Origin of the sequence: Paranoxybacillus vitaminiphilus (assembly GCF_003259935.1) — a bacterium.
Classification (GTDB): domain Bacteria; phylum Bacillota; class Bacilli; order Bacillales; family Anoxybacillaceae; genus Paranoxybacillus; species Paranoxybacillus vitaminiphilus.
Map to the genome: position 1 here is coordinate 14,547 of NZ_QLMH01000013.1, position 22,327 is coordinate 36,873.

General features: G+C 39.2%; 13 protein-coding genes and 3 pseudogenes. 6 read left to right on the forward strand and 10 right to left on the reverse strand.

Annotated features, from left to right (window positions below; translation table 11 throughout):
- Both B0I26_RS13335 and B0I26_RS13340 read right to left on the reverse strand, forming a co-directional pair.
- Positions 1-762: a hypothetical protein gene (locus B0I26_RS13335; protein WP_111645920.1), complete on the reverse strand. Its 762-nt coding sequence runs from the start codon at positions 760-762 to the stop codon at positions 1-3.
- Positions 759-1,304 (reverse strand): RNA polymerase sigma factor, encoded by a 546-nt coding sequence (locus B0I26_RS13340; RefSeq protein ID WP_111645921.1) that lies wholly within the window; start codon positions 1,302-1,304, stop codon positions 759-761. Before B0I26_RS13340 ends, B0I26_RS13335 begins: the two co-directional genes overlap by 4 nt.
- Positions 1,305-2,119: 815 nt before the next feature.
- Here B0I26_RS13340 and B0I26_RS13345 point away from each other — a divergent pair.
- The gene (locus B0I26_RS13345; RefSeq protein ID WP_111645922.1) at positions 2,120-4,159 is read left to right on the forward strand and encodes a molybdopterin oxidoreductase family protein; all 2,040 of its coding nucleotides are present in this window, start codon (positions 2,120-2,122) and stop codon (positions 4,157-4,159) included.
- A gap of 552 nt (positions 4,160-4,711) precedes the next feature.
- Here B0I26_RS13345 and B0I26_RS19040 read toward each other — a convergent pair.
- A pseudogene (locus tag B0I26_RS19040) lies at positions 4,712-4,810 on the reverse strand (dihydrofolate reductase); the annotation flags it as partial.
- A 32-nt stretch (positions 4,811-4,842) separates the two neighbouring features.
- On the opposite strand from B0I26_RS19040, the pseudogene B0I26_RS13355 reads away from it, so the two are divergent.
- Positions 4,843-5,457: pseudogene (locus B0I26_RS13355) on the forward strand (aminotransferase class I/II-fold pyridoxal phosphate-dependent enzyme); the annotation flags it as partial.
- A gap of 287 nt (positions 5,458-5,744) precedes the next feature.
- Positions 5,745-7,841 carry a DNA topoisomerase III gene (locus tag B0I26_RS13360; protein WP_111645923.1) on the forward strand — a complete coding sequence of 699 codons (2,097 nt, stop codon included), beginning with the start codon at positions 5,745-5,747 and terminating at the stop codon, positions 7,839-7,841.
- Positions 7,842-8,201: 360 nt separating this feature from the next.
- Here B0I26_RS13360 and B0I26_RS13365 read toward each other — a convergent pair.
- A pseudogene (locus B0I26_RS13365) lies at positions 8,202-8,342 on the reverse strand (CAP domain-containing protein); the annotation flags it as partial.
- Positions 8,343-8,560: 218 nt separating this feature from the next.
- Here B0I26_RS13365 and B0I26_RS13370 point away from each other — a divergent pair.
- Positions 8,561-8,866, forward strand: coding sequence for a hypothetical protein (locus B0I26_RS13370; protein ID WP_111645924.1), 306 nt, complete (start codon positions 8,561-8,563; stop codon positions 8,864-8,866).
- Positions 8,867-8,996: 130 nt separating this feature from the next.
- On the opposite strand, the gene B0I26_RS13375 is transcribed toward B0I26_RS13370, so the two are convergent.
- Positions 8,997-10,058 carry a PQQ-dependent sugar dehydrogenase gene (locus tag B0I26_RS13375; protein WP_111645925.1) on the reverse strand — a complete coding sequence of 354 codons (1,062 nt, stop codon included), beginning with the start codon at positions 10,056-10,058 and terminating at the stop codon, positions 8,997-8,999.
- Positions 10,059-10,605: 547 nt separating this feature from the next.
- On the reverse strand, positions 10,606-11,004 hold the full coding sequence (locus B0I26_RS13385; protein ID WP_181502903.1) for a gamma-glutamylcyclotransferase family protein: 399 nt from the start codon (positions 11,002-11,004) through the stop codon (positions 10,606-10,608).
- Between the two features lie 776 nt (positions 11,005-11,780).
- Here B0I26_RS13385 and B0I26_RS13390 point away from each other — a divergent pair.
- The gene (locus B0I26_RS13390) at positions 11,781-12,059 is read left to right on the forward strand and encodes a hypothetical protein (protein ID WP_111645928.1); all 279 of its coding nucleotides are present in this window, start codon (positions 11,781-11,783) and stop codon (positions 12,057-12,059) included.
- A gap of 62 nt (positions 12,060-12,121) precedes the next feature.
- Here B0I26_RS13390 and asnB read toward each other — a convergent pair whose 3' ends face one another.
- Positions 12,122-14,023 carry an asparagine synthase (glutamine-hydrolyzing) gene (gene asnB, locus B0I26_RS13395; protein ID WP_111645929.1) on the reverse strand — a complete coding sequence of 634 codons (1,902 nt, stop codon included), beginning with the start codon at positions 14,021-14,023 and terminating at the stop codon, positions 12,122-12,124.
- A gap of 859 nt (positions 14,024-14,882) precedes the next feature.
- On the opposite strand from asnB, the gene B0I26_RS13400 reads away from it, so the two are divergent.
- Complete coding sequence (locus B0I26_RS13400) at positions 14,883-16,418, forward strand: multicopper oxidase family protein (RefSeq protein WP_111645930.1); 1,536 nt, start codon at positions 14,883-14,885, stop codon at positions 16,416-16,418.
- 210 nt (positions 16,419-16,628) lie between these two features.
- Here the strand turns inward: B0I26_RS13400 and B0I26_RS13405 are convergent, their stop codons facing one another.
- From B0I26_RS13405 to B0I26_RS13415, 3 genes are all read right to left on the reverse strand, one after another.
- Positions 16,629-17,513 (reverse strand): TetR/AcrR family transcriptional regulator, encoded by an 885-nt coding sequence (locus B0I26_RS13405; protein ID WP_181502905.1) that lies wholly within the window; start codon positions 17,511-17,513, stop codon positions 16,629-16,631.
- Between the two features lie 107 nt (positions 17,514-17,620).
- Positions 17,621-20,725 carry an efflux RND transporter permease subunit gene (locus tag B0I26_RS13410; protein WP_111645932.1) on the reverse strand — a complete coding sequence of 1,035 codons (3,105 nt, stop codon included), beginning with the start codon at positions 20,723-20,725 and terminating at the stop codon, positions 17,621-17,623.
- On the reverse strand, positions 20,718-22,211 hold the full coding sequence (locus B0I26_RS13415; RefSeq protein ID WP_111645933.1) for an efflux RND transporter periplasmic adaptor subunit: 1,494 nt from the start codon (positions 22,209-22,211) through the stop codon (positions 20,718-20,720). Before B0I26_RS13415 ends, B0I26_RS13410 begins: the two co-directional genes overlap by 8 nt.
- Positions 22,212-22,327: the final 116 nt, after the last annotated feature.

The window sequence follows — 22,327 nt, forward strand, 5'->3', positions numbered from 1 at the left end:
TTAAGCCACCCCTTCTGTTTTTCTAAACTGCATCATTTTTTGTAAATGTTTGATATAGAGCACTAATAGACTTGCAGTAATTACAACGTATACAGAGATTGAAATGTTGTTGAGAACTAGCAAGAAAAAGTTCTTGCTCCAAATAAATGCTAAAAAGTTCCCCGCTGTCCAGCCGACCAACAACACTATCTTGACGATCTTCGCTTGATTGTTCATTAACACAAACAGTGTCAATGTAGAGAATAGAAACAAACCTGTCGTTGAGATGAGGAACGCCTTAACAAATGAAATATGATGATAGGTATTGACCATCGCTATAATAAATGCTGTATTTACCGCGAAACAAAAAATGCTGAAGGCAAGCATTCTAACAGCGGTCAGCTGGAAAAAATCATATTTACAGGTCATCTCCAGCTCATATGTCCTGTTGTCCCATATGTGATACAATGAAAGCGAGCAAATGGTTAAATACAGCAGGGGCGAGGTCACAAAAATAAAGGTGTATACACTTCCCGGCTCCGCCTCAAAATAATCCCGCACGTGCAGCCCCGTGATGAGAAGGAATATTGCTATTAAGATAGAGATAAAAGCAATCTCTATGGAATTTGGGAATAAATACTGGAACCCCAATTGTCGATACATGGTATACACTTGTTTGAAAAATGTCTCTTGCTTTGGTAATCCCTCCTTTACGATAAAACTGATTTGCCTAGCAATATCTTCATCACTAGGAAAGTCAACTTTAAATTTTTCTTTATTCATGGGGCATCACCTACCAATTCTTTTTTCACTTTTCTTAATGTACTGTAGAACTTCGTTTTAACGGTCGATTCGGTTAACCCGATTACTGCCGCAATCTCGGCAAAAGTGTATTCACCAAAGAGTTTCAGCCGAAAAATCTGCTGAGCCGATGTCTCAAATGTATTTAGAAGCGCCAAAACTCTTTCAATGTCCTCCTTGTACTCTAATTTCATCGTAAAATCTTGCTCTTGTCCTAACTCGTCATCCATTTCAGTAACTACTTGACTATACTTGTAATACTTTGAACGATAATAATTGACGATTTGGTTAGTAGCGATTCTATATAGCCATGTTCGAAATGAAGCCTTGCGCTCATCATACGAATGAATGGACTGCAGCATACTGATAAATGCTTCCTGCGTTAAGTCCATCGCCAGCTCCTTGTTTAGCGTTTGCCTGTAGATATAGGCATACACGTCTTTGTAGTAGAAGCTTACAAGTTGATTTGCAGCATCATGATCCGACTTTTTCACTTTTGTTATCCATTTCCTTACTTGATCCATCGTTTCTACTCTCACTTTTCTTCTGTACTAACCTTTCACCTATATATTCGTAATCTATTAGAAAATAGTTTTCGATTTTATCAAAAAATGTAACGATCTCTTAGTCCTGCCTATCCGTAACTATTGGTTCATCATCTAGAGATTTCCTCTGCTTCATCTAAGCGATTAATGATAAGCCTCACCCTTCATTTTGACATACCCTATCATATTTTCGGTTATTATTAAAATTTTTGTTTTTATTGGTAAAAAAATCAAATATCTATTTCCTTATAAATACTTATGTTTTTGCTCAGCAGGAATAGATTTGCACAGTGTCTAATATTTCTCAATGAAAAAAATGGAGGAGGAAAAAGAAGGTTATAGGATGAAGACAAATCTAAAATGACCATGAACACATCGATCCATCAATGAAAGGAATATTAAAAGTATTGATCCCACTCATCATTGTTGGAGCAATCGTCTTCATTTCGTCCTTACCAAAATGAAGGGTGCTATATATCTTCTCTTAAAAATCCATCGAATTATTTTTCAAAGAAATCTGTGTTCATTCAGTTGTATCACGGGTTTCTTTCTGTTTTATTCAGCTAACCTGTTCCATTAGTTGAATGAAAGAAGCGATGCTTTATACGCATCGCACCCATTAATCCATTCGTTGTACAGCTTATTTTTTAGTTTTCCAAATTGCTCATCCTTAGTCTCACTATTGCGATAAGAAAAGTCTATATATCATTATTGCCTTACTTTTCAAATTATTTTATCATATTAACCATCTAAATGAATAAATAAGGATTACCTGATAATGAAAGGAGAAAAATATGTACTCATTTGTGTACCAGCCAACAGGTATATTTCCATCCGTTTGTTCTCTGGATTGCCCCGATCAATGTGGGTTACTGGTACATAAGCAAGATGGAAAAATTGTGAAAATACAAGGAGATCCGAATCATCCTGTGACAAAAGGAAATATATGCAATAAAGTACGGAATATGACTGAACGAATTTACGATCCAAAGCGCTTGAAATATCCAATGAAACGTATGGGAGCTAAAGGTGAAGGAAAATTTGAACGGATAAGTTGGGACGAAGCGATTGAGACCATTGCTGCCAAATGGAAAGAGCTGATCGAAACAGAGGGACCTGAAAGCATTCTTCCGTATAGCTTTTATGGCAACATGGGAAGACTCAGCGCCGAAGGAATGGACCGTCGTTTTTTTCATCGGTTGGGTGCCTCCCTGCTCGATCGGACGATTTGTTCGTCAGCCGGCTCAGAAGGGCTTAAATATACAATGGGAGGAGGCTTTGGAATAGACCCGGAAAATACGATTCATTCAAAATTAATCATCTTCTGGGGAATCAATGCTGTTAGCACAAACATGCATCAAATTGTCCTTGCCCAAAAAACCCGGAAAAATGGTGCAAAGATCATTTGTATTGATGTTCATAAAAATCAAACCGGCCAATTCGCCGATTGGTTCATTCCAATCTTGCCGGGTACCGATGCTGCTCTCGCTTTGGGCATGATGCATATTTTATTTGCCGAAAACATGGTAGACGATGATTTCTTAAAAAAATATACAGTCGGACATGAAGAGCTGCGTGAGCATGTTGTCCAGTACGATCCCATCACTGTTTCCGGAATTACAGGTATTCCAGTTGAAGACATTTATAAACTTGCCAGATTGTATGGACAAACCACGCCTTCCTTTATTCGAATCGGCAACGGTCTTCAGCATCACGACAATGGGGGCATGTGTATCCGGACCATTGCTTGCCTTCCTGCCCTGACCGGACAATGGCTTGTAAAAGGCGGCGGAGCCATCAAGTCAAATAGCGGTTATTTGGCCCTTAATACAATGAGCTTGCAACGCCCGGATTTATTGCAAAATAAACATACACGGGTCATAAACATGAATCTGCTCGGCCAGGCATTATTGGAATTAGACCCGCCGATCAAATCAATATTCGTGTACAGTACAAACCCTGCAGTTGTTGCACCGGATAGCAATAAAGTAAGAAAAGGTTTGGCAAGGGAAGATCTCTTTGTCATCGTTCATGACTTATTTTTAACAGAAACAGCAAAATACGCAGATATTGTACTTCCTGCAACATCTTCATTCGAAAATACGGATCTTTATACATCATACTGGCACCATTACGTTCAAATTCAGCAGCCGGTTATTGAACGATATGGAGAGTCCAAATCAAATGTCGAAGTGTTCCAATTGCTTGCGAAAAAAATGGGCTTCGAGGATCCGTGTTTATATGAGACAGAAGAAGAAATGATTTCGCAAGCCCTAAATAACCCAAACAATCCTTACCTGAAAGGAATCGATTATGAAACATTGGTTGAAAAGTACTATATAAAAGCAAATGTAAAACCATTGTTTCCAGGAAAACTGCTAACTCCTAGCGGAAAAATTGAACTATATTCAAAGAAGATGGAACAAGACGGCTACCCTCCTTTGCCAACCTATACACCGCTTGTTAACGATGGAGACTTTCCGTTTTTGTTTGTGCCTGGTCCCAACCATAACTTTTTAAACACAACCTTTTCAAATAATGAAAAACATGTCTCTCTTGAAAAAGAACCTTGCTTGCATATGAATGTTAAAGATGCTTTATCGAAAGATATTAAGGATGGAGAGAAAGTTCGAGTGTGGAACAATCGCGGAGAATGTATTTTGAAAGTTTCTGTGGGAGAAAATGTACTTCCAGGTGTCGTTGTCACGCAAGGGCTCTGGGCCGATTCCCCAGGCGCGAAACGCTTGATAAACTCACTTACCCCAGATCGAGTTGCTGATATGGGCGGTGGAGCAACTTTCTTTTCTGGTCGCGTAGATGTGGAGAAACTTTAGGATGAATTTCAATATGCATATTCTTTAGGCATTTTAACGAATGCCCCCCTAAAGTCTCTTTCAAAAACATTGGATCTATTAAATACAAAAAGATTTCCCGAAATCTGGCTAACGAACATAGCAGATCAGTATATGAATAAAATGAAAAACCCACAAATCTAATTACTTGTATGACATATCTCTTATATCCAAAGTAATATGAATCATGTAATAAAAAACTGGTCACGTTCACGACTAAAGCGGTGGATTTTAAAATTGTCTTATTGAATCCTTTTTCAGTAGTTGTTTTTTGCAAAATAAAAGTGCAGAGCTTATGCAGTGATAGGCAACGGAGCTATACATGGAGAGGTAGCCATGATAACCTTTTGAGGTTTTGCCAGCTGGGGCTTGGCTGGAGAATCATGGCTACAGAGGATCCATGTCAATCCTTTGATAGTTATATCACTTATATGTATGTTTATACACAATATTTTGATATAGATATACTGCAATACTCTGTATTTTTTCTTGGAGAAAACACCTAAGCTGATTTGATTCAAAAACAGCAGTTATTCAGGCTTTTCTTTCATAAACATGAAAATAGTACATATAAGGATTGTTGTCGTCAGTTACCCCTTTCTCAACATATACTTCTTTCCATTCATCAAAATTAAAGTGAAATGAACTTCTCAAGACGCATAGTATCCTTGATGATCTCTACCCCGCCCCCTGACTGGAACTCCTATGTGCAATCGGGTATCCATCAGCCCAACTTGCCTACAATACAGGAAATCAATAAAGCGGAATTTGCTCCAAATGTGATCCGATTGGGGACGGGAGAGCTTTCGCCTCATTTATTTCCACGTGAGAGGATGAAGCAAATATTTCACCGGTTGGCGAACCTTATTGATTCGCTTGGCTACGAAGAACCGAAAGGATTGCTTTTTCTCAGGGAACAGCTCAGCAAGTATTTAAAAACCATCGGAATCGAAGCTTCTTCATCCACCATTTTGATTGTGTCAGGAGCTTTGCAGGCGTTGCAATTGATTTCAATAAGTCTATTACAGCGGGGATCTACAATTTTTCTTGAAAAACCGTCATATCTGTATTCTCTGCATGTGTTTCAGTCTGCCGGAATGCGATTATTCGGGCTTCCTTTGGATGAAAACGGTGTTCAAACAAAAATGATTACAAAACAAAAAAAGAGACAGAATGCTTCACTTCTCTATACGATTCCGTCCTTCCATAATCCAACGGGAATCTTGATGTCCGAAGAGAGACGAAGAGAACTGATTGATGTATGCGAACAGGAGCGGCTCATTTAGCCATATTTGCATGTTTTAAGATACGTTCAACTTACAATCATCCTGCACAGGAGAAAACAAACAGCATAAAGTTGATGCGTATTAAAATTCATTGTACTTAATCCTATTTTCCCTCTCTCTTCTCCGCTTTTCATTTTATCACCTAGACTCTACAAACCTGCCTACATTGATATAGCAAAATGCTATATATTTAAACACTGAAATGCTTCCCCTAATGCAAACCTTCTTTTTTTCCGTTATACTTAATCAGTAGCCTGTTGATTGATAGAAAGGAGAATATCATGAAATCTCTTGTTCTGGCAGAAAAACCGAGCGTCGCCCGTGAGATTGCCCGGGTGCTTGGCTGCAAACAACCGCACAAGCATTACTTTGAAGGAAGCAAGTATATCGTAACTTGGGCGCTCGGCCATTTAATCGAATTAAAAATGCCGGAGGATTACGATCCAAAATATAAAACATGGCGGCTGGAAGACTTGCCGATTATCCCCCAGCAAATGGGCTTAAACATCATCAGGAAGACGAGCCACCAATTTAGGGCGATTGCAAATGTGGCCAAACGAACGGACATTAAAGATTGCATCATCGCAACAGATGCCGGCCGTGAAGGTGAGCTCGTTGCCCGATGGATTTTAAAAAAGCTTAACTGGAAAAAACCGATCTTGCGCTTATGGATTTCTTCACAGACAGACAAAGCGATTCGCGATGGATTCAAAGATTTAAAGCCGGGAAAACGATTTGACCATTTATATCAATCGGCCATTTGTCGCGCTGAAGCCGATTGGCTGATCGGATTAAATGTTACAAGAGCCTTGACAACCAAATACAACGATCCTCTTTCAGCAGGGCGTGTCCAAACCCCTACTCTTGCCATGATCATCGACCGGGAAAAGGAAATTCAGAAATTTGTTCCAAAACCATACTGGACGATCCATGCCAACATTGGCTCCCTTTCCGCATCTTGGGAACAAAATGGAGAAAAACGGATCTTTTCAAAAGAAACCGCAAAACATATTTACGAAAAACTAAAAAACAAGCAAGCAGCCATCCTCTCAATTGAGCGTAAGAAGAAAAAGGAGCAGCAGCCTCTTCCTTATGACTTAACCGAGCTGCAGCAGGATGCCAACAAACGATTCGGTTTTTCTGCCAAAAAAACGTTAACCGTTTTGCAAAGGCTTTATGAACACCATAAGCTTGTCACATATCCGCGCACAGACTCCCGCTATTTAACGTCGGACATGGAATCAACCATGTTTGACAGGCTGAAGGCAATGGCATCGAGTTACAAAGACGAGATCGGGCCGCTCTTGTCGGATAGAGGGAAAGTGAACGCAAGACAGGTGTTCAATAATGAAAAAGTGACCGATCACCATGCGATTATTCCGACAGAAGAACCTCTGCATATGAACAAACTTTCCGAAGATGAACGGAAGCTGTATGATTTAATCGCCCGCCGTTTTTTGGCGTTGTTTTACCCTGTCTATGAATATGAAACCGTCCATGCTGTTTTTCGTATAGGCGAAGAAACGCTTACTGCCCGCGAAATAGTTGTTGTCAATGCGGGATTTAGAAAAGTTCTTGGAAAAAATGACGACGGACGCGGCAAAAAACAGCTTTCTTCTTTAATGAAGGGGCAAACGTTTACGCTTCATGAACTCGAACTGAAAGAGGCGCTGACAGAACCCCCGCTCCGCTATTCAGAAGCGGACATTCTGTCGCAAATGGAAAAGTACGGACTCGGCACACCGGCAACAAGAGCGGACATTATTGAACGGCTCGTTGAGACAGAAGCGGTCGAGCGGAAAAACGGTAGATTCTATCCAACAAAAAAAGGAAAACAGTTGATTGAACTTGTCAATGAAGAATTAAAATCGCCTGAACTGACAGCACAATGGGAAAAAGAGCTTGAAGCGATCGCACGCGGAAAAGGAGATCCGAAAGCTTTTTTACAAAACATTCGCAAGCAGACTGAACATCTTGTGTCTGAAATTAAACAAAGCGATCGGACTTACCTTGCCCACAATCTGACTGGCTCGACGTGCCCGGAATGCGGCTCGTTTCTAAAAGAACGGGCGACAAAAGAAGGAAGGATGTTGGTCTGTTCAAACATGGAATGCCGCTTTCGCAAGCATAAAGATCCAAAGCTTTCTAAGCGGCGTTGCCCGCAATGCAAAAAGCGGATGGAAATTCATGAAGGAAAAGCAGGGGTCTATTTCCAATGCCGCAGCTGCAATGTTGTTGAAAAAGCGGAGGAAAAGAAAACCGCGGCGATTAACCGCAAAGACCGGGCTTTACTGCAAAAATACAGCCCAGAAAACGATTCATTCGGCACAAGTTTAGGGGAGCTGCTAAAACAAGCGTTGGAAAAAAAGGACAGCTAAAAGCATAAAAGCCGTTTTCCCAATCGGCTTGCCCGCGGTAAGTTGACGAATAAAACCACTAGTCAAACAGGTGTCACTCTTACATTCATGAAGTGCCGCCTGTTTGCTTTTTTCCGCTTCATGTTAAGCCCTTCTAAAGCCCTCCCTGGACTTAAAGTACCTCAATTATTTTCCTTCCAAAAATCGTTTGGTCGCCACCTACATTTTTAATTTCACACCTTTGCCCACCGGATAGAGCAACATGGGAGCCTTTTAAAATAACACGCAATCTATCTTAAACATGTCCAAAAGCACATGGATAAAAATAAAAACCACACCACTAATGCCTACCTTAGTGGTGTGGTGCAGAAACGTTAATCTTTATTTTCTTATAAATTGTTGTGTCCAGATGTACCCGTTTTCTTCAAAACCTACTCCGATATGAGTGTAGTTTTTGTTCAAAATATTCGCCCGATGGCCTGCGCTATTCATCCAAGCTGTCACTACTTCTTGCGGAGTTCGATTGACAAAGTTTAAGAAAAGGATAAAAATTAACATTTTTTACATTAATGTTACAATACATCATTTTGTTTACAAACTTTTATCCCATCTTGTCAAATCTTCATGATTTCATGACAATTTTTCGAACATTCACTTCCACACGTTATATTTGTTTTAATTTTGTAGTATAGTGTATAGTGCGATTAGAAGAGATTTCATATTCCAAGGAGCGTGTAACGATGATCGTTCATGAGTTAGTTGGTACAGAGAATTTGTTTGCCAAAGAGTTAAAGGAAGGGTATTACGTCATTCGTAAAAAATACAACATGCTGGATATCGATCTATGTGGCGCACATATGTTTCAACAAATTGACTGCGGAACAGAAGAGGTTGTTACTGTTGTCTTTGATCCTGGCAATGAATATTCCCTCGTCTGCCTTGGTGTATATACATTTGAAAACAAATCGCCTTCCCCGGCCGAATTAAAACAGATGCTTCAAACGAAGCATGAAGAGCTTTTCCAAACAGAAGCAGTCTCAGCGTGAGACTGCTTCTGTTTGTCTACAAGCTATTTGACCATATCCACATATTTGTACCCTGACAGCTATTCTCGTTGGTTTCAATCAGTATAGAATCCCGATTCGGAAAAATAAGGTTCATTGATATTTCTTTGCGTCAAAAAGCTTTCGGAATGGGAATTTTGATGAATTTGTCATCATGTTCGGTTGGCGTCCCTCTTCCATCCGTGTTATTTGTAACAAAAAACAAATGGTCTTCCAATATGAATACATCCCGTACGCGCCCTACGTTTGAAACAATTTGTTGATATGTTTTATTTTTTAAGTCGAACGCTAAAACACCTTCCCCCCGCAGCTGTGCAGCATACAAAATCCCATTATGATAGGTCATTCCAGATGGCGCCCAAGTATGATTCCCCGAATGGAACAATGGTGCGATCATCCCGTCTTTCGTTTCATTTCCTTGAATAAGCGGCCAGCCATAGTTTCCTTTCGGTTTAATCAAATTGATTTCATCATGGGCACTTGAACCATGCTCAGAGCTATAAAGCTGACCCGTTTCATCCCATGCCAAACCTTGTGGGTTGCGGTGTCCATAGCTATAGACAAAGGAGCTGGGATCAGGATTATCGTCCGGTATGGTGCCGTCGAGATTCATTCGTAAAATTTTTCCGCCAAGAGATGTCTCGTCTTGGGCAATCATCGCATCTGTAGCATCTCCAGTCGTGATGTACAACTTTTTGTCCGGTCCGATTTTTATTCTTCCGCCGTGATGAAAGTTTCCGCTTGGAATTTGGTCTAGCAAAACCTTTTCCTCAAACCATTCATTATTTTCTTCCCGTATTTCGGCAACACGATTAAATTGCCCGCTCTCATCCTCATATGTATAGTAAAGAAAGGCGTAATTCTTTTTCTCGGGATGAAGCGCAAAACCTAATACACCAGCTTCAGATGCCGTCGAAAGCTTCTTTTCTAAATGCAGATTCTGTCTAATCTTTTCATTGCCTGTAATTTTCACAATGGAGCCGGTCCGCTCTGAAATATAAAAAGATACCCCGTCCCAGTCGATCGCCCATGGCACACTTAAATCTTGGGCCACGATTTCCATATTGTCGTTGTTGTTTGTTTGTTGTTCATTTTGAGGGCTGTTTTCTTCTTGTTTTAAACAGCCGGTTAGAAGAAAAATGAGGCTGATCATGATGAGAGGATGTTGTTTCATCAAATTTCCCTCCCGATAAAATGAACCTTCAGCTTTTTTGGCCACCAATCATCGATATCAAACTTGGCTGCTACGATAATTTTGTGCTTCGAATTATTCGTGTAAAAAAGCAAAACCGCTCACTAATAATTGAACGTATAACTAAGAGTGAGGTTAAAATTTCTTTTGGAGCATTTGCTAATGGTAAAAAACGCCGAAATTATTCACTGCATTGGATAAACGCTCCCAATTTTTTTAGCCTTTTGTCCGTCCTCTTGACAAGAATAACCAAACAATTCACCATTGCCACCTTTATTTTTAGTACAGATTGTAAAGCCCGCTTTTTCGATTCTTCCATCCAAGGATTCTCGCAATCCATCTTTAATATTGATAGAACCCGCACATAAATAACAATTCTATTCTTTGAATCTATTTCCTCCCTCTGCCTGTTAATTAAACCAAAAGAAAACATTTGCTGAAATTTTACATTTATGATCTTACTTTCCGAGATGTTCTTTACACAAATTGATATAATCTATATCCACTATTTATTAGTAAAATATAAATTCTATTCTTTAGAAAGCTTGTGACATTTCCAATCGCCAGACTTAATTTCAGTCAAGGTTGTTACTTTCTCAGGGGAATAAACATACATATACGCTTGAACAGTTCCGCTGTCCGTGTAAACGGTTTGTATGATTCGGTCATATTCATTCGCCATCCCTTCACCTTCATATCCTTCTAACCAATCAAGACGTTTTAGCTGATCTTCGTTTACTTCATAGAGCTCACCGTACACTCTCTGCTTTGTACCGCTGACCATAGCAGGATAACGAAAACCCGTGTCATAAAGCACTCCATAAGTCCAACATTGCCGCGCAAGGCATTTTGCTTTTTTCAATAAGTAGTGATTTGGTTCGTGCTGTCGCAGTGTGCCATACACAAATACATGGAAAGTCTTATTCATTTTAAACATCTCCTTCATGTAGAAATGGTAACAATCTCTCAACTTTCGGGTTTGGGCATAAATCTGGATAAAAATCTTCTGTGAGTCTGCCTGTAGAATAGGCAATAGTCCGTTATTCTTTTGGTACAAACTCTCTGTTTGTAACAAAGTCTGTAGCAACCGATACAATTTTACAGTTGTATGAAGTTAAGTAGGGAAAAAAGTAGATTTTGTTCTTTTGAAAATCCAGTTAGGCAGCTTAATTTAACCAATCATTTTACCCTTAAGATATATTACATCATATATTACACCTTTTCCTTCTTCCTAACCTGTTTGTTAGCATAAATGGTGGTGGCAAAGAAGTATGGTCTTTTTATTTTGGGTAGAGCTCATGTGTAGTCCCCATTGATATCAAATTAAGGGCAACTTTCCAATTGACACCCCTGAAATCATACCAAGAGGATTTTTTATGCACATTCCTAAAAAGTTGAGTCTTCACCACAAAATGAACTTGATAAACAATTGATTTTGTAAAATGTGTGTTACCATCTATTATTTATTTTACTTTTATTACCATTTAGATGTGAGCGATTTAGCACACTTCTGTAAAAAAATCAAGTACATCTTTTGTTGAAGAAATAAAAAGTTTCTAACTAGTAATACTTTTCCATTCGCTATCATTGAAACTTTCATGTCTTTGCTTATTTTTTGTTCTAGGTAGGTACAAACCCTTACACACGTAAAACCAAACGAATAAATTATTAAGTAAGAACATACTTGGAGGTGTATCATTTCTAATGTCTGCTTATTATTACGGTTTATGTTGCAAAAATATCGGGAGAGCAGTAGCCATAAAAACAATTGACGGAGGAATCCATCGAGGATTGATTACACGTGTAACTCCTACAAAGGTATATCTTCGACCACTAGGTAGAAATAGAAACTTAGGTGGATTTGGTTTAGGTTATTATGGCGGATATGGATGGGGATGGGGCGGCTTCGGATTGGGCTTCGGATTAGGTATTGCTTTTGGAGCAATTGCCACTCTGGCCTTTTTACCATTTTTCTTCTGGTAATAGTAAGAGGGTGTTCCAAAAGTAGAAATGGGGACACCCTCTTACTATGAGAGGTTTACTTATCATTGATTGATAGCAGCGGTTTGTCTTTTTTTATATATATTTGTAAAATCATATTTCTTTTCTACATATACTTGGTGCCAAATCATAAAGACAAGGACGGTCCAAATTTTTCGGCTGTGATCTGTTTTATCACTGCAATGCTCGTCTAGTAAACGGTACAATAGATCTTTATTAAATAAATGATCGGTTGCACTTTCTTTTATCATGTTTTTCGCCCAGTCATACATTTCGTTTTTCAACCAATGACGGATTGGCACTGGAAATCCTAGTTTTTTGCGGTTTAAAACATGGTCTGGCACAATACCCTCCGCTGCTTTGCGCAAAATGTATTTCGTCGTGTGATTTGCCGTCTTCATCTCTGGAGGAATTTTTGCCGCTACTTCAAATACCGCTTTATCTAAAAATGGAACCCGCAACTCTAATGAGTGGGCCATTGTCATTTTGTCCGCTTTTAATAAAATATCACCGCGCAGCCATGTATGAATATCAATATACTGCATTCGGTTAACAGGAGGATAATGGGTTGTTTCTCTATAAAAAGGAGCTGTAATATTTGTATATTCCAGTCCCCTCTTATATCCTTTTAACAGCTCTTGTTTCTCTTCTTCGCTATACATTTTTGCATTGCCGATATATCGTTCTTCCATAGGTGTGGTACCGCGCTCAATAAAACTTTTTCCTTTTATTCTTTCCGGGAGTAACCCTGCAATCACTCTCAAGGCTGATTTAGCCGCACTTGGCATTCGTTCAAAGAGTTCCAATGACTGCGGCTCACGATAAATGTTGTAACCGCCAAATAACTCGTCTGCTCCCTCACCGGAAAGAACGACCTTTACATGCTTTCTTGCTTCCCGGGCAACAAAATAAAGCGGCACTGCAGCCGGATCGGCAAGTGGATCATCCATATGCCACATAATTTTCGGCAATTCCTCCATATATTCCTCTGGTGAAATGACATAGCTAATATTCTCAACGTCCAGCTTTTCTGCTGTTTCTTTTGCCACATCAATTTCACTGAAGCCTTCCCGTGCAAAACCGACAGAAAATGTCTTGATACGCGGATTAAATTGTTTGGCAATTGCCGCAATGAACGATGAATCGATTCCGCCTGATAAAAACGAACCGACCGGCACATCGCTGCGCATATGCACTTGCACGGAATCGAACAGCACGTTGCGAATTTCTTTGACAAGTTCATCTTCTGATTTGATGACAGGTTGAAATTGGGCTTTCCAGTAGCGATGAATCGTTAATTTTTCACCGATTTTTTTCTTCATATAGTGACCCGGCTCCAATTTTTGAATACCAACCGACATCGTCATCGGTTCAGGTACATATTGGAATGTTAAATAATGCTGCAGTGAATCATAGTCTAATAAATCATTCTCAAGAGCGAGCAAAATACTTTTCTTCTCGGAAGCGAAAAACGTACGACCTTCTTGTTCCATGTAGAAAAACGGTTTAATGCCAAACGGATCACGCGCAGCAAAAATCTCCCTCTCTTGTTTGTCCCAGATGACGAAAGCAAACATACCGCGGAGTTTCTCTACCGCTTTTTCTTTTTCAGCACTATAAAGAGCAATAATCACTTCCGTATCGGAATGAGTAGCAAATTTATATCCCTTTGCAAGCAATTCTTCCCGCAATTCCACATAGTTGTAGATTTCTCCATTAAATATGATCCAATACCGTTCATTTTCATAAGACAATGGCTGATGTCCCGCCTCAAGATCAATAATGCTCAGACGACGAAACCCAAAATTTACGTATTCATCAAAAAAATAACCCTCATCGTCAGGACCTCGATGAATAATGATATCATTCATTTCATGAAACGTTTCTTTCCATTTTCCATCAATGGTTCTCGGATGATCATGAATGCACCCAATAAAACCGCACATTATATTGTTCCCTCACTTTATTAAGTGAATTATAGATTGTATCAACGATTTTGCTAGCAGAATATTATATTAAAATGAATGTAACAAACTATATTTTTACCTGTAATGAACTTTTAACAATTAAATCGGTTGCAATATTCTCATAATAGAAACATATTAACACAAAAAACGTAAAAAAATTAGAGAAAATTGCCTAAATTTCCTCTATTATTATATAATACACCCTTTATAAACACTTAATATTTTATCCTCTCAACAGACCGCATTTCCTATTTTTTATTCATTCAAATTTGATTCATTATCTGCTTATTTATCATCAGCTTTTCACTCAATGATATTCTCGGTTCCACAAACATATTAAAACAATAAAATGTGGAGAAATTATGGATTCTTTTGAGATGTCACAGTGATTATATGATAAGAATCGTCTCCATTGTTTCTACACATTTAGTCGATAATATAAAAACAGAGTTGCATCTGTCATGTTAGGAATTATATTTTTTAGTTTCTATTTCTTTTGTGAAAGCCAACTAATGAGAGTTATATAAACTAGCAATAGGATCCAATATCGCTTTTTCTTTATTGCTTTTGACTCTATTTACCCACTATGTAAATTCTGAATATTAACGCTGGATGCCAATGGACAAACAAGCTATTACCTATGACCGCAATAAACCGGTTATATAGCGGCTTTTCTTTTTTATTTCATATCTCCCATTAACATCGAATAATTTTATTTTCCCTAAATGACTTTATGGAAAATTACTTATTTAACTCTTTTCTCCATAAATTTTGCAAATTTATTTTTTATGATGATATTAGCAATGATTCAAATGACATGTTTACGGAGGGAGCTAGAATGAAGAAATTATTGTTTGGAACCGTTTTGGCGGGAGTTGTTGCTATTGGTGCGGCATGCTCAAACGATTCGATGCAAGGTCACGATATGTCAAACATGAAAAATAAAACGTCTGAAGTCAGCAAACAACTGCCTTCAGAGACAAATATGGAAGTGTTAACGGGCAAAGAGATTCACCTTACCGCAAAGGAAGCGCTATTACAAATTAATGATAAAGTAAAACTTCCAGTCTACACGTACAATGGATCGGTTCCAGGAGCGCAAATCCGGGTGAAACAAGGAGATACGGTGAAAATCCATTTGAAAAATGAATTACCAGAACCAGTTACGATTCACTGGCATGGCTACCCTGTTCCAAATAGTCAAGATGGGGTTCCGGGCGTTACGATGAACGCAATTAAACCGGGTGAAACCTTTACGTATGAATTTACTGCAACTGTACCGGGAACATATTGGTATCATTCCCATCAAGAAAGCGCAAAACAAATAGATAAAGGGTTGTATGGCACATTCATCGTAGAGCCTAGGAATGAGGAAAAAGTCGATCGGGATTATACACTTGTATTAGATGAATGGGTAAGTAATCCTGATGAAAGCAACATGGATATGAGCGGCATGGATCATAGTCAGATGGGGCATGGCTCGATGAACAGCATGAGCCACGATATGAGTATGTATGATATTTTTACGATTAACGGGAAAAGCGGTTCCGCTATCGAACCTTTAAAAGTGAAGAAAGGCGAAAAAGTACGCCTTCGTCTTGTCAACGCTGGATATATGTCGCACAAACTACACTTACACGGTCATGATTTTAAAATTGTCGCAACAGACGGGCAACCGTTAAAAGATCCGCAGCCGATCAAAGATGAACTTTTAAACATTGCTCCGGGTGAACGTTATGATATTGAATTTACAGCGAATAATCCGGGTGAATGGTTATTAGAATGCCACGGTGATATGAAAGGTACCGATGACATGAAAGTGAAACTTCAATACGAAGGCGAAAAAGGCAGCACTGATAAAGCGAATGCAACAGAAAATTTACCTGTAGTTGATATGACAAGCTACGGAAAGCAAGAGTTGGGTGAATTTACATTAGATCAAAAATATGATGTAGAGTATACAATGGATTTAGGAACCGCGATGGGCAAAGATGGCATGGTCTTCACGATTAATGGGAAAACGTATCCTGAAACAGCACCTGTCAATGTGAAGACAGGAGATTTAGTAAAAGTAAAATTGGTGAACCATTCACCGACAGATTTACATCCTATGCATTTACACGGACACTTCTTCCAAGTATTAAGTAAAAATGGTAAGCCAATTACAGGCTCTCCATTGATTAAGGATACGTTGAATTTAAAACCGGGTGAAGAATATGTAGTCGCATTTAAAGCTGATAATCCGGGAAATTGGATGTTCCATTGCCATGACTTGCACCATGCTTCAGCCGGAATGGTCACAGAAGTAACATATAAAGATTACAAATCTGACTATAAGCCAGATCCTAATGACACAACAAATAAACCTGAGTAACAATGTGAAAAAAGAGGCTGTCTCATAATGGTCTGACCCTTGGCCTTTTGAGACAGCCCCTTTCAGCTTATCGGTAGTCTGAAACCGCCCATTCCTGTCTGGTTCGCATCATCTAATTTGATTCTTAATTACACTTCTTTTTGATGATCTCAGCAATTTTTGAATGTTTTTTCTATTCCTTTCTCCTCTTCTATCGTTGATCTATTTTTCTTACTCTACATCCAACAGAGTCTTAAGGGCGCTACAATCAGCCTGAAGTTCTGGTATCCTTTGCAGATAATGGATCAAAGCTTTTAATAAGAAAACTTTTGGTTTTGTGCATGCACTTTCCTCTTTAAGCAAAGAAATTGTCTTCAAATACTCTTTTTGATCTGCTGAGTCCATCTTTAGATTTTTTACAGTGTGTTCCATTTGTCTTAATAAAAGCTTTATCTTTTGACCTTTTAGTCGGGGATTTTCGGGATCATCCTGCATGCCCCAACCTAAAGCTTCCATATTGAAAACCGGCTCGGGTCTTCTCTCTAGCAATCCTTGAACTACGCTATCTAGAACGGAGGCAATGAACACAGCTAGCTTTTTAGAATCAATCACGGACTCGATATAACGGAACAGTTGAACATATTGAAAAATAATCCCCTTAAAAAATAAAACAAGATCTCCTACATAATCTTCTAGTTTTTCCCCATAAAAATCTAAAAAAAACCCCTTATACCATGTCATGATTTTCAACTCTAAGTGCTCTATCTCTTTTGTTATTTCGTTGCTTTTACTTAACGGAAAATCGCAAATAGTTGTTAAAAGATGAATACGATTTGAAATAATACTTTCAATCGTTAAATAGATAAAATCAATGAGTTTCTCTCGATCGGATACATAATTTTTATTATAAATTTGCGTTAATCCCTTTTTTATATGTTCCCTAATTAACGAAAAAATTTGCAGCAACAAGTCTTCTTTAGAATGGAAATGTTTATAAAAAGACCCTTTTGCTATCCCGCTTTCTTTTGCAATCTCCTCAACAGACGTAGAATTGTAACCTTTTTCCGAGAATAGGCGGATGGCCGCGTGAATGATTTCGATTTTTTTTTCTTCCACAAAACCCCTCCACGTTAAAAGCTTTCTCTTGGTAATAGTGTAAGCTGTATATGACAAAGATGTCCTAAAGGCCAGTTTTTCAAGCCTTTAGGACATGATGATTCTATTTAAATAGAAAGCCCGTTTTCTTGGTTTAATTGACGCTCCATCTTTTTTTGCTGGCGCTTGTTTTTGTATGTTGCTAATACTGTATATAAAGATGGAACGACGAAAAGTGTCAGTATTGTCGAAAAGACTAAACCGGAAATAATGGTCATGGCCATCGGTTTAAAGAGAACGTCCCCTCTGATTGCAATCGGTAAAAGGCCGACAATAGCCGTCAACGATGTCAATAAAATAGGGCGGAAACGCGCCTCAGTTGCTTTAATAACCGCTTCTTTTAATTCCATTCCTTCACGCCGCGCTTCTTCAATAAACTCAATTAATACAATCCCGTTTCGGACAACAATTCCGGCCAGCGAGATAATTCCCATTACCGTCATAAATCCAAGCGGCGTTCTCGTGATGAACAGTCCAATAAGCGCTCCAGAAGCTGCAAGGTAAACTGTTGTCATAATGATTAAAGGAATGGACAAGGAGTAAAATTGCATTGTGATTAAGATTAAAATTAAAAAGATTACTACAATGGATAGTCTGCCTAAATCGGCAAAAACTTCCGCCTGATCTGAAGTTTCTCCTCCTGTTTCCCATGTATATCCATCTGGAAAATTCATCTTGTTTAGTTTTTCTTTAATTTCCGTCATCACTTCTGTTGCGGTGCGTCCTCTCACATTCGCTTCTACGGTTACGGTCCGCACTAAATTATAGTGAGTAATTTGTTTCAATGAAAAAGATGGTTTGATTTGGGCAAGCTGTGTTAACGGAATTTGTTCTCCTTTTGCGTTAGTAACACTTAGCTGTTGGAACAAGACAGCCGGATCTTCATTTTCATTTTTTAGATAGAGCTTAATATCAATCAGATCTTTACCTGTGTCAAATTGACTGACAGTCACCCCTTCGCTAATCAAGCGAAGCGTACGCGATAAATCGGTATAATTGACCAAGTTTTGATCCATCGCCTGTTTATTGACTTGAAACTCTAAAGCATATTGCTCAATCCCTAGATTATCTTGAATATCGTATGTTCCTTTCACATCAGCAACCAATTCTTTTACCTGCTCGGACAGCGAACGCAGTTTTTCTAAATCGTCCCCGGTAATTCTTATTGAAACAGGCTTGCCAACAGGCGGCCCGGCTTGAGGCAAATCCGGCGCTACTGTAATTCCTGGATACAATTCTTTGAATTTTTTCGCCCACTCTTCGGGCGTTTTTTCTATATCCATCTTTCCTTCTTCACCAACGACTGACAGTTGTCCAACTTCCGGTCCATCGCCTGATAAATTTCCCATGCTACTGAATGCTTGAGGCGCAGCACCACCGGCAGCTGCAGTTACTTTTTTGACTCCCGGTTGTTTTTGGACCCAATTGGCGATTTCTCTCACCTGTCGATCTGTTTCTTGCAATGATGTACCTACTGGCATTTCAACTTTAATCGTAAATTGCGGCTTATCGTCGCCTGGAAATAGTTGAACAGGAGTAAACGGGATCAATCCATAGGCCAATGTTCCGATGAGCAGCCCTAATACTCCAACGAAGAGAGGGCGCTGTAAAACTTTTGGAATAATTTTTCTTGAATAAATATGGGTTAAGGCATGTAGTTGCTTTCCAAGTAATCCTGCCGGTTTATCTTTTCTTTGATCACGGCGTCTTTTTGTTTCATGCCATTCACGAAAAATCGGGATAATTGTAAGCGACATCACCATTGAAGCGAGCATCGAGAATGTGATTACCGTTGGAATGGGCTTAATAAATAATCCCATATTTCCTTTTAAAAATATTAATGGTGCAAAGGCTGCAATCGTAGCCAAAGTAGCGGTGATAATGGAAATCGCTACTTCTTTTGTTCCGTTGATCGCTGCAACCGAAGGGCTTTCTCCTAGGGATGTTAACCTGCGTTCAATGTTATCATTTACTACAACGGCATCATCGACTAGAAGCCCCAGTACGATAATCAAGCCAACTACTGTTATTTGGTTTAACGTAATTCCTAAAGAAGGAAGTAAAAGTAATCCTGCCGCCATCGAGATTGGAATCGCCAATGCTACAGCAGATGCAGTAATCAAATTTAGCCCTAATGTACAAACTAAAATTACAGCAGCGATGGCAGTAAGTGTTTCAACAGATAAATCATGGAACATTTCGTCGACGCGATCTTTTTGTGCATATATCGTTTTAAGATGAACCTCTTTTGGAAGAGATTTTTCCAATTTGTTCAGCATTTTATTGACATTTTTATGCACGCTTGGAACATCGCTGCCCGTTTCTGCGCTCACGCTAATGGTAATAGCCGGTTTTCCGTTGTAATAAGCTAAGTAATCTGGCTTGGCGTGTGTGAGCGTTGCTGTTCCAACATCCTCTAAATAAATCGGAAATCCTTCTTCTGTTCTTGAGATAATAATCTTATTAAGTTCCTCTACATTTTGCGCTTCTTTAATAACGAGTTGATATTTGCGTTCATTATAATCTAAATCACCAATAGGAACTCTTTCATTTTCCGCTTGAATCGCCTGCATAAGCTGGAGCCATGAAATATGATATTGCTGCATTTTTTGCATATCAATATCAACGCGGACTTCCTGCTCCGGAATGCCTTTAATTGTTACATCTGCTACACGGGGTACTGTTCGCAACTGATCTTTCCACGATTTCATTAAATCGCTTAGTTTATAAAGGTCTTCTCGAGAATCGGCATACACAACAGAAGATTGAATGAATGCTTTTGTTAAATTATCATTTACATTCGGCTGATTAGCACCTTCTGGAAGTTCCGCTTCGGCATCTTGCACTTTTTTGCGAAGTTCATCCCATTTTTCTTTTGGATCTACATTATCATCAGCAACAACAACGATCGTTGATATCCCGTTTCCCGACGTGGAAGAAATTTCTTTAATTCCTTGCAACTCTTTGATTTTTTGTTCAATTTTTTTCGTCACCGTCTGCTCTACTTTTTGCGGAGTTGCTCCGGGATAAGTAGTTGTGACAATCGCTTGTCTTATAATAACATCAGGCATTTCCTGCTTGGGCAGCTGAAAAAAACTAAGAACTCCCACTATAACGATCAAGGTAAAAAACAGAAGAGTGATTTTGCGTTTTTTGACGATATATTCAATCATTTCTTTTTTCCTCCGTTGCCTTCACTGAGTCACCATTAAATAATAACTCCGCTCCTCGAACAACTACTTTATCCCCTTCTTTCAAGCCGCTTACAATATGAAGCTTGTTGTCAATTAATTGTCCTGTTTCTACAAACGTTTTAACCGCTTTGCCTTTTACTACTTTAAATACGTAAGGCTTATCTCCGTTACTAATGACTGCTTCAACAGGAACGAGGATGCCATTGTTGTCAGAACTAATCCGGCTCGCTTTTACTACTTGACCCGGGAACCAATCGAATTTGTCGTTTGGAACGACTACTTCCACACTGATTGTTCCTGTGTTGGCGTTTGTTCGTGGATAAATTTTGCTCACTTTCCCTTTTTTCACTTGGTCATATAAGGTAAGCTTGACTTCCTGTCCGACTTTCCATTCTTTAATTTCTTTATCAGGAACAGGAAGAAGAACTTTCAGTTGATCAGTACGGCCCAATCGATAAATGGATGAACCAGCATTGACCATTTGACCGTCAGAAACAAATTTCTCCAATACAACACCCGAAATCGGAGATTTCAATACTGTTTTAGAAAGGGTAAACTCTGTTATTTCTTTCGCGACAAGAGCCTGTTCATAAGCAGCAACTGCCCGCTCTTTAGCGGCTGCCGCTTCATTTTTTGAAGCGAGCGCCCGATCTTTTGAAGCAACCGCTTGCCCTTTTGCGGCTTCAGCCTGCTCTTTTCCAGCCCGCGCTTCTTCCAGCGACGCAGCTACTTGTTTGCGCTCTTCTTGGGTTGCCCCTTCTAAGAGAAGCGACAATGACTGTTCGGCATTCATTACGTCTTTTTGGGCATTGGACAGTTGAAGCTGTATTGCTTCATATTCTTGTTTTGATACAAGTCCTTCTTCATAGAGGGCTTTTATACGCTGGGCATCTGCGCTGATTTTTTTATAGTTTTCTTTCGCTCTTTCAACTGCAAGTCTAGCCTGTGCCTTTTCTTGTTCACGCGCTCCTTTGTTCAATTTATCTAAACTCGCTTGTACACTATGTATGCGCGAATTGGCTGCCTTTATATTTGCCTCCGCAGATTGGATGCCAGCATCGGCAGATTGGACACCAGCATCGGCAGATCCGATGGCCGCCTCCGCAGATTTGATGGCTGCTTGAGCTTCCAGAACGGCTTTATTGGCTTGTTCTACTTGGAGTTGATATTCAGTTGGATCTAATTTGGCTAGAACCATTCCTTTCTGGACTGAATCGCCTATTTTAACATTCGTATCGAGAATTTGGCCTCCCACTTCAAACGAAACGATCGTTTCGTCATAAGGCTGGAGCGTTCCCGAAAGGTTAGAAATAGCATCTAGCGATTCATTTTTTACAGTTGCCACTTGCACAGTTTTAATGTCGTTTTTTTCTTCCTGAACACTGCTTGTTTCCTTGGCAGAACAAGCTGTAGATGCAAAAGCCAAACTAACCGCAGTGATAATTAAAGGCCAACGTTTCCTCACCTTTTCACATCCTCCCTAAGAAAATATACTAATCAGTCATTTTTTGACCAATAAGTCTCAGATTGAATTATAAGTCCTATATCTTATTACTGTCAACAATTAGAATCACATGTACT

Bases quoted from the DNA above. Each gene is read 5' to 3' on its own strand.
- B0I26_RS13335 (WP_111645920.1), bottom strand. From the start codon at position 762: ATGAATAAAGAAAAATTTAAAGTTGACTTTCCTAGTGATGAAGATATT.
- B0I26_RS13400 (WP_111645930.1), top strand. From the start codon at position 14,883: ATGAAGAAATTATTGTTTGGAACCGTTTTGGCGGGAGTTGTTGCTATT.
- asnB (WP_111645929.1), bottom strand. From the start codon at position 14,023: ATGTGCGGTTTTATTGGGTGCATTCATGATCATCCGAGAACCATTGAT.
- B0I26_RS13345 (WP_111645922.1), top strand. From the start codon at position 2,120: ATGTACTCATTTGTGTACCAGCCAACAGGTATATTTCCATCCGTTTGT.
- B0I26_RS13370 (WP_111645924.1), top strand. From the start codon at position 8,561: ATGATCGTTCATGAGTTAGTTGGTACAGAGAATTTGTTTGCCAAAGAG.
- B0I26_RS13390 (WP_111645928.1), top strand. From the start codon at position 11,781: ATGTCTGCTTATTATTACGGTTTATGTTGCAAAAATATCGGGAGAGCA.
- B0I26_RS13340 (WP_111645921.1), bottom strand. From the start codon at position 1,304: ATGGATCAAGTAAGGAAATGGATAACAAAAGTGAAAAAGTCGGATCAT.
- B0I26_RS13410 (WP_111645932.1), bottom strand. From the start codon at position 20,725: ATGATTGAATATATCGTCAAAAAACGCAAAATCACTCTTCTGTTTTTT.
- B0I26_RS13375 (WP_111645925.1), bottom strand. From the start codon at position 10,058: ATGAAACAACATCCTCTCATCATGATCAGCCTCATTTTTCTTCTAACC.
- B0I26_RS13385 (WP_181502903.1), bottom strand. From the start codon at position 11,004: ATGAATAAGACTTTCCATGTATTTGTGTATGGCACACTGCGACAGCAC.
- B0I26_RS13360 (WP_111645923.1), top strand. From the start codon at position 5,745: ATGAAATCTCTTGTTCTGGCAGAAAAACCGAGCGTCGCCCGTGAGATT.